Source organism: Streptomyces spinoverrucosus (genome assembly GCF_015712165.1).
GTDB classification, from domain to species: domain Bacteria; phylum Actinomycetota; class Actinomycetes; order Streptomycetales; family Streptomycetaceae; genus Streptomyces; species Streptomyces spinoverrucosus_A.
The window spans coordinates 1,851,316-1,861,930 of the sequence record NZ_JADPZX010000001.1; the positions used below are offsets into that span (position 1 = coordinate 1,851,316).

Sequence of the window (10,615 nt, forward strand, 5' to 3'; positions counted from 1 at the left end):
CCGTACGACCTAAGATGATCAACGTGTCCGACCAGCACGCCCCCCGGTCTCTCATCGTCACGCTCTACGGCGCGTACGGCCGCTTCATGCCCGGCCCGCTACCGGTCGCCGAGCTGATCCGGCTGCTCGCCGCGGTCGGGGTGGACGCGCCCTCGGTGCGCTCGTCGGTGTCCCGCCTCAAGCGGCGCGGCCTGCTCGTCCCCGCCCGCACCGAGCAGGGCGCGGCAGGCTACGAACTCTCCCCGGACGCCCGCCAGTTGCTCGACGACGGCGACCGGCGCATCTACGCCACCGCGCCGCCCGAGGACGAGGGCTGGGTGCTGGCGGTGTTCTCCGTGCCCGAGTCGGAACGGCAGAAGCGGCACGTGCTGCGCTCCCGTCTGGCCGGGCTCGGCTTCGGCACGGCCTCACCCGGCGTGTGGATCGCCCCCGCCCGGCTCTACGAGGAGACCCGGCACACCCTGCAACGGCTGCGCCTCGACCCGTACGTCGACCTCTTCCGCGGCGATCATCTCGGTTTCGCGCCGACCGTCGAGGCGGTCGCCCGCTGGTGGGACCTCGCCGCGATCGCCAAGCAGCACGAGGCATTCCTCGACCGGCACGAGCGCGTGCTGCACGACTGGGAGCGGCGCACCGACACCCCGCCCGAGGAGGCCTACCGGGACTACCTGCTCGCCCTGGACTCCTGGCGCCATCTGCCGTACACCGACCCGGGCCTGCCGGCGAGCCTGCTGCCCGCGAACTGGCCGGGCGCGCGGTCGGCGGCGGTGTTCCGGGGACTGCACGAGCGGCTGCGGGACGCGGGGGCGGTCTTCGCGGGCCTCTGACCGCGCACGACGTGACCTCAATCACATCAGCGGTCACTAACGGAACCCTCAGCTTGTTCTTCCCCTCTTCTCAAGTTTCTTACCTAGCGTCCGTTGAGCCGCACGCCAGGAGAGAAAGAGGATGCTGCGCATGACCACCACCGGAAGGCCTCCCGGGGCCACGGTCTGGCTCACGGGGCTGCCGAGCGCGGGTAAGACCACGATCGCCCGTCACCTGGCCGAACGGCTGAAGGCCCAGGGACATCGCGTGGAGGTCCTGGACGGGGACGAGATCCGCCGCTTCCTCTCCGCCGGCCTCGGCTTCTCCCGCGAGGACCGCAACACCAACGTGCAGCGCATCGGTCTCGTCTCCGAGGTGCTCGCCCGCAACGGCGTCCTGTCCGTCGTCCCGGTCATCGCCCCCTACGCCGACAGCCGCGCAGCGGTCCGCAAACGGCACGAGGCGAGCGGGACGCCGTACGTCGAGGTGCATGTCGCCACGCCGGTCGAGGTGTGCAGCGAGCGCGACGTGAAGGGGCTGTACGCCCGCCAGGCCGCGGGTCAGATGGTCGGACTGACCGGCGTGGACGACCCGTACGAGCCGCCGACGGACCCGGCGCTGGTGCTGAAGACGCAGGACCAGACGCCCGAGGAGTCGGCCGACGCGGTGTACGCGGTGCTGGCGGAGCGGGGGCTCGTGTGAGTGCCTTCGCGCTGTCGCACCTGGACGCGTTGGAGTCCGAGGCGGTGCACATCTTCCGCGAGGTGGCGGGCGAGTTCGAACGGCCGGTGATCCTGTTCTCCGGCGGCAAGGACTCCATCGTCATTCTGCATCTGGCACTCAAGGCCTTCGCGCCCGCGACGGTGCCCTTCTCGCTGCTGCACGTCGACACCGGCCACAACTTCCCCGAAGTCCTCGACTACCGCGACCGTGTGGTGGCCGCACATGGGCTGCGCCTCCATGTGGCCTCCGTACAGGACTACATCGACCGCGGTGTGCTACGCGAACGCCCCGACGGCACCCGCAACCCACTCCAGACACTGCCGCTCACGGAGAAGATCCAGGCCGAGCGGTTCGACGCCGTGTTCGGCGGCGGACGCCGCGACGAGGAGAAAGCGCGGGCCAAAGAGCGCGTCTTCTCGCTGCGCGACGAGTTCTCCCAGTGGGACCCACGCAGGCAACGCCCCGAGCTGTGGAACCTGTACAACGGACGGCACGCCCCCGGCGAACACGTCCGCGTCTTCCCCCTGTCCAACTGGACCGAGCTGGACGTCTGGCAGTACATCGCCCGCGAAGACGTCGAGCTGCCCGCCATCTACTTCGCGCATCACCGGGAGGTCTTCCAGCGCAACGGCATGTGGCTGACCGCCGGTGACTGGGGCGGGCCCCGTGACACCGAGACCGTCGAGAAACGGCAGGTCCGCTACCGCACTGTCGGCGACATGTCCTGCACCGGGGCCGTCGACTCCGACGCCGACACCATCGAGAAGGTGATCGCCGAGATCGCCGCCTCCCGCCTCACCGAACGCGGCGCCACCCGCGCCGACGACAAACTCTCCGAGGCCGCGATGGAAGACCGCAAGCGCGAGGGGTACTTCTAGCCATGACCACCGACACCCTCCGCCTCGCCACCGCCGGCTCCGTCGACGACGGCAAATCCACCCTCGTCGGCCGACTGCTGCACGACTCCAAGTCCATCCTCACCGACCAGCTGGAAGCGGTCACCCGCGCCTCCCGCGGCGACGGCCCCGACCTCGCCCTGCTGACGGACGGCCTGCGCGCCGAGCGCGAACAGGGCATCACCATCGACGTCGCCTACCGCTACTTCGCCACACCCCGACGCCGCTTCATCCTCGCCGACACGCCAGGACACGTGCAGTACACCCGCAACATGGTCACCGGCGCCTCCACGGCCGAGCTGACCGTCATCCTCGTCGACGCCCGCAACGGCATCGTCGAACAGACCCGCCGCCACGCCGCCATCGCCGCCCTCCTCCGCGTCCCCCACATCGTCCTCGCCGTCAACAAGATGGACCTCACCGGATACCAGCAACCGGTGTTCGAGCACATCGCCGAGGACTTCGCGGGCCACGCGGCCGAGCTGGGCCTGCCCGGCTTCACGCCGATCCCGGTGTCGGCGCTGGCCGGGGACAACGTGGTGGAGCGTTCGACGCGCATGGCCTGGTACGAGGGTCCGGCCCTGCTGGAGTTCCTGGAGAGCGTGCCCGTCACTACCGCCCCGGCCGACGCGCCCGCCCGTTTCCCCGTGCAGTACGTCATCCGGCACGGCGAAGTCCGCCACTACGCCGGTCAGTTGGCGTCCGGCTCGCTGTGCGTCGGGGACCGGGTGACCATCCATCCGACCGGCGAGACCTCCGAGATCGCCGGCATCGACGTCCTCGGCACACCGGCCGACCGGGCCCACGCCCCGCAGTCGGTCAGCCTGCGCCTGGCCGACCAACGGGACGTCTCGCGCGGCGACATGATCACGGCCGGGGTCGGCGTCCCCGCGCTCACCCAGGATGTCCGCGCGGCCGTCTGCCACCTGGCCGACCGCCCGCTGCGGGCCGGCGACCGGGTGCTGCTCCGGCACACCACCCGGACGGTCAAGGCGATCGTCAAGGACCTGGCCGGCGCCACCGAACTCACGGCGAACGACCTGGCCCGCGTCACCCTGCGCACCGCCGAGCCGCTGCCCCTGGACGACTACGCCGTCTCCCGCCGCACCGGTGCGTTCATCCTGATCGACCCGGCGGACGGCGCGACCCTCACGGCCGGGATGGTCGACCTCAGCTCCCCAGGGTGAGCCGGGGTTTGGGGGCGTCGGTGCGTCCGGTCCGGGGTGGCCGGCTGCCCGCCCGGTACGGCGCCGGCCAGACGACGCCCGGACCGTCGTACCCCTGCTCGGCGGCCGCGTGCAGCGTCCAGTGCGGGTCGTACAGGTGCGGGCGGGCCAGCGCGCACAGGTCCGTGCGGCCCGCCAGGAGCAGGGAGTTGACGTCGTCCCAGGAGGAGATCGCGCCGACCGCGATCACCGGGACGCCCGCCTCGTGCCGGATCCGGTCCGCGTACGGCGTCTGGTACGACCGCCCGAACTCCGGCCGTTCCTCGGCCACCACCTGCCCGGTCGACACGTCGATGGCGTCGGCGCCGTGCGCGGCGAAGGCCCGGGCGATCGCGACGGCCTCCTCGGGCGTGGTGCCGCCCTCGGCCCAGTCGGCGGCCGAGATCCGCACGGTCATGGGTTTCTCCTCCGGCCACACGGCCCGTACGGCGTCGAAGACCTCCAGCGGGAAGCGAAGCCGTTTCGCGAGCGAGCCGCCGTAGGCGTCGGTGCGCCGGTTGGTCAGCGGGGAGAGGAAACCGGAGAGCAGATAGCCGTGGGCGCAGTGCAGTTCGAGCAGATCGAAGCCGGCCCGCGCGGCACGCCAGGCGGCGGCGGTGAACTGCTCTCTTATGTCGGTCAGTTGGGCACGGGACAGCTCGCGCGGGGTCTGACTGCCGGGCTTGTACGGCAGCGGGGAGGCGGCCACGAGCGGCCAGTTGCCGTCGTCGAGCGGCTCGTCCATCCCCTCCCACATGAGCTTGGTCGAGCCCTTGCGCCCGCTGTGGCCGAGCTGCACGCCGATTCCGGTGCCGGGGGCCTGGGCGTGCACGAAGTCGGTGATCCGGCGCCAGGCCTCGGCCTGCCTGCCGGTGTACAGGCCGGCACAGCCGGGCGTGATCCGGCCCTCCGGGCTCACGCACACCATCTCGGTCATCACCAGCCCGGCGCCGCCGAGCGCGCGGGCGCCGAGGTGGACGAGGTGGAAGTCGCCGGGGACGCCGTCGACCGCCGAGTACATGTCCATCGGCGAGACCACGACCCGGTTGCGCAGGGTCAGGCCGCGCAGCCGGAACGGGGTGAACATCGGGGGTGTGCCGGGCGGGCAGCCGAACTCGCGCTCCACGGCCTCGGTGAAGTGCGCGTCGCGCAGCCGGAGGTTGTCGTGGGTGACGCGGCGGCTGCGGGTGAGCAGGTTGAAGGCGAACTGGCGGGGGCGCTGGCCGAGGTGGAGGGAGAGGTTCTCGAACCATTCCAGGCTGGCCCGGGCGGCCCGCTGGGTGGAGGCGACGACGGGCCCCCGCTCCTCCTCGTACGCGGTCAGGGCCGCCTCGATCGAGGGCTGCTCCTGGATGCAGGCGGCCAGGGCGAGGGCGTCCTCGACGGCGAGTTTGGTGCCGGAGCCGATGGAGAAGTGGGCGGTGTGAGCGGCGTCGCCGAGGAGGACGACGTTGCCGTGCGACCAGCTTTCGTTGACGACCGTGCGGAAGGTGGTCCAGGTGGAGTTGTTGGACGTCAGCGGGCGGCCGCCGAGCGTCTCCGCGAAGATCTTGGCGCATCGTTCGATGGACTCGTGCTCGCCGAGTTCGTCGAAACCGGCCGCCTGCCAGACCTCCTCGCGCATCTCGACGATCACGGTCGAGGCGTCGGGGGCGTAGGGGTAGCCGTGCAGTTGCATCACGCCGTGCTCGGTCTCGGCGATCTCGAAGCGGAAGGCGTCGAAGGGGAAGTCGGTGGCCAGCCAGATGTATCGGCAGCGGTGGGTCGTGATGCGGGGGCGGAACGCGTCGGCGTAGGTCTCGCGGGTGGCGCTGTGGACGCCGTCGGCGGCGATGACGAGGTCGTAGGAGTTCGAGAGGGTGGCGGGGGGTGGGGCCTCGGTGCGGAAGCGGAGGTCGACGCCGAGGTGGTGGCAGCGGGTGTGGAGGATCTCCAGGAGGCGTTTGCGTTCCAGGGCTGCGAAGCCGTGGCCTCCGGAGGTGTGGCGTGCTCCTCGGTGGACGATGTCGATGTCGTCCCAGCGGACGAAGTGTTGTTGCAGGGCTTCGTAGACGGTTGGGTCGGCGTGTTCGATGCCGCCCAGGGTTTCGTCGGAGAGGACTACTCCGAAGCCGAAGGTGTCGTCGGGGGCGTTGCGTTCCCAGAGGGTGATCCGGCGGTCCGGGTCGAGGCGTTTCAGTAGGGCTGCCGCGTAGAGGCCGCCGGGGCCGCCGCCGGTGATCGCGATGCGTAGGGGGTGGCTGGCCTTCTTGGGTGGCTGCGGGCTGTTGGTGGCTGGTCGCGCCCGCGCGGCGGTAGCCGCGAATTCAACGCAGCCCCGCGCCCCTGGAGTCGGGACAGTCCCCTGAGAGGAGAACATCCCCCTACCTCCCCTGCCACTTCGGGGGGCGCTTTTCTGTGAATGCCTTGTGGAACTCCCTGTAGTCCTCGCCTGTCATCAACAGGGCCTGCGTCGAGGCGTCCAGTTCCACCGCTGCCGCCAGTGGCATGTCCAGCTCGGCCGTGAGGAGGGCCTTTGTCTGGGCGTAGGCCAGGGCGGGGCCCTCGGCCAAGCGGCGGGCCAGCTGCTGTGCGGCCTGGTCCGCACGGCCCTCGTCCGTCAGCTCGCTGATCAGGCCGATGCGCTCGGCCTCGGGTGCGCGGACCGGTTCGCCGAGCATGAGGAGGCGGGTGGCGTGACCGAGGCCGACGACGCGGGGCAGCAGGTAGGCGGCGCCCATGTCGCCGCCGGACAGGCCGACCCGGGTGAAGAGGAACGCGAAGCGTGCGGTGGGGTCCGCGACCCGGAAGTCCGCCGCCAGCGCGAGGACCGCCCCGGCGCCCGCCGCCACCCCGTGCACCACCGCGATCACCGGGAACGGGCACTCCCGGACGGCCCGCACCACCTGGCCGGTCATCCGGTTGAAGTCGAGGAGCTGGGCGGTGTCCATGGACAGTGTGGCGCCGATGATCTCGTCGACGTCCCCGCCCGAGCAGAAGCCGCGCCCCTCGCCGGCCATTACCAGGGCGCGCACGGACCGCTCCCGGGACAGCTCGGCGAGCAGGTCGCGCAGGTCGGCGTAGGCGCCGAAGGTGAGCGCGTTGAGCTTGTCGGGGCGGGCGAGGGTGACGGTGGCCACACCGTCGGCGCGGTCGACGCGCAGATGGCGCCAGGGCGAGGTGGGGGCGGCGGAGCCGGTGAAGGGACTCATGGGGTGCGGCCTCCTTGGGCGGGCACTGCCTCACTGACCTCTACCCCATGAAACTATCACTCATTCGTGACTGTCGTCAGGACTACGCGATAGGCCTAGTGCGGGAGATCACCCTGGTCACAGGGGTGTCTTCGGTCACACACGTCACCGGACATCAATAACGCGGTAACAGTGGGAGCACCCCTGCGCGGCCGTCCGTTCACCCGGGTAAGCCGCACGCACCGGGCCGAAGGTCCGGGCGGTGCCCGTCGTGGGACTCTGCCGAGGGGCGCCGTACCATTCCTAAGGTTGAAAGCAGGACAGCCTGAGACTCTCGGCACTCAGGACATGCCTGCTCCATGAACGGACTAGCTGTGCACGAACGACCCTCTGCCCCCGCCTCCTGGCGCGTCGCGCTGCCGCACTCCGCGGCCGCCGTGCCCGTGGCCCGCGCACTGGTCCGTACGGCGCTCGCGGAGCTGGAGCACGGCGCCGACTGCGACACCGCCGAGCTGCTGACGGCCGAGCTGGTCGCCAACGCCGTCGAGCACACGGCGGGCGACGCCCCGATAGAGCTGGTCGTGGAGCTGCTGCCGACGGGCTGCAAGGTCGAGGTGCACGACCCCGACCCGGCGCCGCCCGGCAATCTCACGCGGCCCGCCGAGCGCGAGCCCGACCCCTGGCAGGAGCACGGGCGCGGGCTGCTGCTGATCCGCACCCTGAGCGCGTCCTGCGGTCACCGCCCCACCGAGTCGGGCAAGGCGGTGTGGTTCAGACTGCCCGTCGTACCGCGTCAGCGTCAGCCGCACTGGCGTCCGCGTCCGGCGACGTGATCCAGAAGCCGACGCCCAGCAGGGGCACCACGGGATACAGCGGCACCCGGAAGGTGCGGGGCATGCCGGTGGTGCTCGTTTCTGGTGGTGCGGGTGCGACCGGTGGGTCGAGTCGGTCGGCTCGGAAGGGGTGGCTCCGGGCCGCCGGACAGCATAAAGCCTGATCAGGCACGGTCAGGACCAGGAATGCTCAGGCGAGGGTCGCCACCAGGACGGCCTTGATGGTGTGCAGCCGGTTCTCCGCCTGGTCGAAGACGATCGAGTGGGCCGACTCGAACACCTCGTCGGTGACCTCCAGGGAGTCCAGCCCGTGCGTCTCGTGGATCTCACGGCCGACCTTGGTGCCGAGGTCGTGGAAGGCGGGCAGGCAGTGCAGGAACTTCACGTCCGGGTTGCCGGTGGCGCGCAGCACGTCCATGGTCACGGCGTACGGGGCGAGTGCGGTGATCCGCTCGTCCCAGACGTCCTTGGGCTCGCCCATGGAGACCCAGACGTCGGTGGCGACGAAGTCGGCGCCCGCGACGCCCTCCTGAAGGGATTCGGTGAGCCTGATCCGGGCGCCGCTGGTCTCGGCGAGCGCGCGGGCCCGGTCGACGATCTCCGGGGCGGGCCAGTAGGACTTGGGGGCGACGATCCGTACGTCCATGCCGAGCAGGGCGCCGGTGACCAGGTAGGAGTTGCCCATGTTGAAGCGGGCGTCGCCGAGGTAGGCGAAGGCGGTCTCCTTCAGCGGCCGGGTGCCGTGCTCGGTCATGGTGAGGACGTCGGCGAGCATCTGGGTGGGGTGCCAGTCGTCGGTGAGGCCGTTGTAGACGGGCACGCCGGCGTGTGCCGCCAGCTCCTCCACCTTGGCCTGGCTGTCCCCGCGGTACTCGATCCCGTCGTACATCCGGCCGAGCACGCGGGCGGTGTCCTTCACCGACTCCTTGTGCCCGATCTGCGATCCGGAGGGGTCGAGATACGTCGTCGAGGCGCCCTGGTCGGCGGCGGCGACCTCGAACGCGCAGCGCGTGCGCGTCGACGTCTTCTCGAAGATCAGCGCGATGTTGCGGCCCCGCAGATACTGGGTCTCGGCCCCGGCCTTCTTGGCGGCCTTCAGCTCGGCGGCCAGCTCGACCAGCCCCAGGAACTCCTGCTCGGTGAAGTCGAGCTCCTTGAGGAAGTGGCGGCCTGCGAGGGCGGTCGGGACTGTCGCCATGGGCGCTCCAGAGGTACAGGGACACGGACGCTGGAATTCTATACGAAATCACGCATGCCTATACAGCATCCCGTACGACCGGGCAGCTCATGCACCGCGGGCCGCCTCTGCCCCGCCCCAGCTCACTGCCCGGGATCTCGATCACCTCGATGCCCTGTTTGCGCAGATGGGTGTTGGTGGTGGAGTTCCGTTCGTAGGCGACGACCACGCCCGGTTCGACGGCGAGCACGTTGCAGCCGTCGTCCCACTGCTCGCGCTCGGCCGCGTGCACGTCCTGGGTGGCGGTGAGGACCCTGATCTCGCTCAGGCCGAGCGCTGCGGCGATCGCGCGGTGCATGTGCTCCGGCGGGTGGTCGGTGACCTTCAGCTCCTTCTCGCCGACGCCCGGCTCGATGGTGTACGAGCGGAGCATGCCGAGTCCGGCGTACTGGGTGAAGACGTCGCCGTCGACCATGGTCATCACGGTGTCGAGGTGCATCAGCGCGCGCCGCTTGGGCATGTCGAGCGCCACGATCGTCTCCGCCGAGCCCGCCGCGAACAGCTTGTGCGCCAGCATCTCGACGGCCTGCGGGGTGGTCCGCTCGCTCATGCCGATGAGCACGGCACCGTTGCCGATCACCAGCACGTCCCCGCCCTCGATGGTCGACGGGTAGTCGGCCTGCCCCTCCGACCAGATGTGGAACCCCTCGTCGCGGAAGAGCGGGTGGTGCCGGTAGATCGCCTCGAAGTGCACGGTCTCGCGCTGCCGGGCGGGCCAGCGCATGGCGTTGATGGACACGCCGTCGTAGATCCAGGCGGAGGTGTCCCGGGTGAAGAGGTGGTTCGGCAGCGGGTCCAGCAGGAACTCGTCGAGATCCATGACGTGGAAGCGCACCGAGGTCGGCTCCGCATGCGCGTCCAGGAACTCCCGCTTGGTCATTCCGCCGACCAGCGCCTCGGCCAGCTCCCGGGTGGGCAGCGCCTCGAACGCCGCCCGGAGGTGGTCGGTGGCCAGCGGGCCGTACTCCTTCTCGTCGAAGACCCGGTCCAGGACGAGCGCGCGGGCCGCCGGGATCTCCAGGGCCTCGGTGAGCAGCTCGCCGAACAGGTGGACGGTGACACCGCGGTCGCGCAGCACGTCGGCGAACCCGTCGTGCTCGGCGCGCGCCCGGCGCACCCACAGGACGTCGTCGAAGAGCAGGGTGTCCTTGTTGCTGGGGGTGAGCCTTTTGAGCTCCAGATCGGGCCGGTGCAGGATGACGCGGCGCAGCCGCCCGGCTTCGGAGTCGACGTGGAATCCCATGCCTCCATCCTGACCATTCGGGCGCGTGTTCACCCCCGTTTCGACCAGGGCGCCTCGATCATTCCGGGGGCGCTCAGGTGAGCCCTTGGGTTGCGGCAGCAGCAGTTCGGGGCGGGCCAGCAGGCGACCCGCACCACGTCGGCCAGGACGCGCTCTCCCTGGGGCACGCTCAGGGCGGTCCGCACCAGGATGACAACGTCCTCGCGCTGCTTCACACCCCGCACGTCGACAGGGACGTTCAGCTGCTCCGAGAGGACGCCGGCGAAGTACTGGCGTCCCGCCTGGTCCTCGAGGCAACTCAACCCGCACAGCGCCTCGGTCAGGCGGAACAGCAGGTCTCTCGCCGACGCGCGCCCGAACTCACCTAATCCCGCCGCTGTCTCCACCGACCTTCCCCCATGAGCCGGCAACCCGACCGACCAGCGAAGCCAGCACGTCAACTCGCGGCAAAGCAGGCTGCTCGACGTCAACGGCCACTGGGCAAGGGTGGGCGACACCGCA

The 10,615-nt window shown here is 70.6% G+C and carries 10 protein-coding genes; 5 read left to right on the top strand and 5 right to left on the bottom strand.

Going from position 1 to position 10,615, the window contains the following annotated elements; translation table 11 throughout:
- Positions 1-14: 14 nt before the first annotated feature.
- The 4 genes from I2W78_RS08330 to I2W78_RS08345 all read left to right on the top strand — a co-directional run bounded on the left by I2W78_RS08330 (position 15) and on the right by I2W78_RS08345 (position 3,613).
- Complete coding sequence (locus I2W78_RS08330) at positions 15-827, top strand: PaaX family transcriptional regulator (protein WP_196458311.1); 813 nt, start codon at positions 15-17, stop codon at positions 825-827.
- Between the two features lie 130 nt (positions 828-957).
- Entirely contained in the window at positions 958-1,509 is a 552-nt protein-coding gene (gene cysC, locus I2W78_RS08335) for an adenylyl-sulfate kinase (RefSeq protein ID WP_196458313.1), read from the top strand.
- Positions 1,506-2,408: a sulfate adenylyltransferase subunit CysD gene (gene cysD / locus I2W78_RS08340; protein ID WP_196458315.1), complete on the top strand. Its 903-nt coding sequence runs from the start codon at positions 1,506-1,508 to the stop codon at positions 2,406-2,408. Before cysC ends, cysD begins: the two co-directional genes overlap by 4 nt.
- 2 nt (positions 2,409-2,410) lie before the next feature.
- Positions 2,411-3,613 (top strand): sulfate adenylyltransferase subunit 1, encoded by a 1,203-nt coding sequence (locus tag I2W78_RS08345; protein WP_196458317.1) that lies wholly within the window; start codon positions 2,411-2,413, stop codon positions 3,611-3,613.
- Here I2W78_RS08345 and I2W78_RS08350 read toward each other — a convergent pair.
- Positions 3,597-5,990: a bifunctional salicylyl-CoA 5-hydroxylase/oxidoreductase gene (locus I2W78_RS08350; protein WP_196458319.1), complete on the bottom strand. Its 2,394-nt coding sequence runs from the start codon at positions 5,988-5,990 to the stop codon at positions 3,597-3,599. The two genes, I2W78_RS08345 and I2W78_RS08350, sit on opposite strands and share 17 nt — an antisense overlap.
- Positions 5,991-5,994: 4 nt before the next feature.
- The gene (locus tag I2W78_RS08355) at positions 5,995-6,822 is read right to left on the bottom strand and encodes an enoyl-CoA hydratase family protein (protein WP_196458320.1); all 828 of its coding nucleotides are present in this window, start codon (positions 6,820-6,822) and stop codon (positions 5,995-5,997) included.
- Positions 6,823-7,160: 338 nt separating this feature from the next.
- Between I2W78_RS08355 and I2W78_RS08360 the strand changes: the two genes are divergently transcribed.
- A complete protein-coding gene (locus I2W78_RS08360) occupies positions 7,161-7,634 on the top strand; it encodes an ATP-binding protein (RefSeq protein WP_196458321.1) in 474 nt (157 codons plus the stop codon).
- 190 nt (positions 7,635-7,824) lie between these two features.
- On the opposite strand, the gene argF is transcribed toward I2W78_RS08360, so the two are convergent.
- From argF to I2W78_RS08375, 3 genes are read right to left on the bottom strand one after another with little or no spacing between them, the layout of a single operon-like run.
- Positions 7,825-8,832 (bottom strand): ornithine carbamoyltransferase, encoded by a 1,008-nt coding sequence (argF, locus tag I2W78_RS08365; RefSeq protein ID WP_196458322.1) that lies wholly within the window; start codon positions 8,830-8,832, stop codon positions 7,825-7,827.
- Positions 8,833-8,890: 58 nt separating this feature from the next.
- Positions 8,891-10,114, bottom strand: coding sequence for an arginine deiminase (locus I2W78_RS08370; protein WP_196458323.1), 1,224 nt, complete (start codon positions 10,112-10,114; stop codon positions 8,891-8,893).
- A 29-nt stretch (positions 10,115-10,143) separates the two neighbouring features.
- Positions 10,144-10,500 (bottom strand): effector-associated domain 2-containing protein, encoded by a 357-nt coding sequence (locus I2W78_RS08375; protein WP_196458324.1) that lies wholly within the window; start codon positions 10,498-10,500, stop codon positions 10,144-10,146.
- Between the last annotated feature and the right edge of the window lie 115 nt (positions 10,501-10,615).

What these genes read in the sequence shown, in the direction of transcription:
- I2W78_RS08345 (WP_196458317.1), top strand. Translation starts at nt 2,411, where the DNA reads ATGACCACCGACACCCTCCGCCTCGCCACCGCCGGCTCCGTCGACGAC.
- I2W78_RS08370 (WP_196458323.1), bottom strand. Translation starts at nt 10,114, where the DNA reads ATGGGATTCCACGTCGACTCCGAAGCCGGGCGGCTGCGCCGCGTCATC.
- I2W78_RS08360 (WP_196458321.1), top strand. Translation starts at nt 7,161, where the DNA reads ATGAACGGACTAGCTGTGCACGAACGACCCTCTGCCCCCGCCTCCTGG.
- I2W78_RS08350 (WP_196458319.1), bottom strand. Translation starts at nt 5,990, where the DNA reads ATGTTCTCCTCTCAGGGGACTGTCCCGACTCCAGGGGCGCGGGGCTGC.
- I2W78_RS08330 (WP_196458311.1), top strand. Translation starts at nt 15, where the DNA reads ATGATCAACGTGTCCGACCAGCACGCCCCCCGGTCTCTCATCGTCACG.
- cysC (WP_196458313.1), top strand. Translation starts at nt 958, where the DNA reads ATGACCACCACCGGAAGGCCTCCCGGGGCCACGGTCTGGCTCACGGGG.
- argF (WP_196458322.1), bottom strand. Translation starts at nt 8,832, where the DNA reads ATGGCGACAGTCCCGACCGCCCTCGCAGGCCGCCACTTCCTCAAGGAG.
- I2W78_RS08355 (WP_196458320.1), bottom strand. Translation starts at nt 6,822, where the DNA reads ATGAGTCCCTTCACCGGCTCCGCCGCCCCCACCTCGCCCTGGCGCCAT.